Below are 802 nucleotides of genomic sequence, written 5' to 3' on the forward strand. Positions count from 1 at the left end.
CATCGTATTCATTATTTCCAGTATTTTATTGTTCTCTTCGATTCGATTGTTATTGCTTTGTAAATAATCCTCAAAAATTTGCTTCATGGGTACTCCAAGTATTATTAATAGGATAGCTGCAGCAAAGCCAGTTCGATCTTTACCTGCAGTACAATGCCACAGAAATGGGTGCCCATCAGCCTCAATGGCCAAATCAATAAATTGTCTAAAAGCCTTCTTAGAAGTAGTATCTCTTATAAAATTACGGTTGACGTTTTCTAATAAACCTCCTGATTGACTAGATTCTAATAATTTCTTAAGGGCAATCATCATTTCATCTTGATTCATAGACCCCCCAATAGCTTGTATGTTGACGTACTTAGTATTTTTAATAATGGGGTTCGGTTTTGCATCTCTTTCCTTTTCAGAACGAAAATCTATAATGTAACTTAACCCAAGAGATTGGACAAAATGTAGATCCTCTTCATTAAATTGAGCTAGTTCTCCTGAACGAAAAAGTCGGTTCTCAATGATTTTTCGTCCATCCTTTGTTCGATAACTCGCTATCGGTCGAAAATTTGTTCTACATTCTAATGTTTGGTTCTCCTTTATCTTCATACCTAATTTCTCCTCCGTGTCCTGATTAGTCTTAGTAAATGACATCAGTTCATTAAATTTTGTTAAGATTCCTATTGGTTGGTTGCCCCCCTAATCTATTTACATGGTATAACTATGTATTTACTGCTAGTAAACATACTTTGAATTATAGTTATCTTTTATTAATTAAGTGTATTTATCTTGTTAATTAATTGTAAATCTTACA

Annotated in this window: 1 protein-coding gene; it reads right to left on the reverse strand. The window is 33.2% G+C overall.

The genetic code is table 11. The annotated features are described in order from the left end of the window. On the reverse strand, positions 1–597 hold a 597-nt coding region (locus V7137_RS28740), incomplete at its 3' end, for a tyrosine-protein phosphatase (protein ID WP_335701224.1). Positions 598–802: the final 205 nt, after the last annotated feature.

Origin of the sequence: Neobacillus drentensis, assembly GCF_036962765.1 — a bacterium.
Classification (GTDB): Bacteria; Bacillota; Bacilli; order Bacillales; family Cytobacillaceae; genus Neobacillus; species Neobacillus drentensis_C.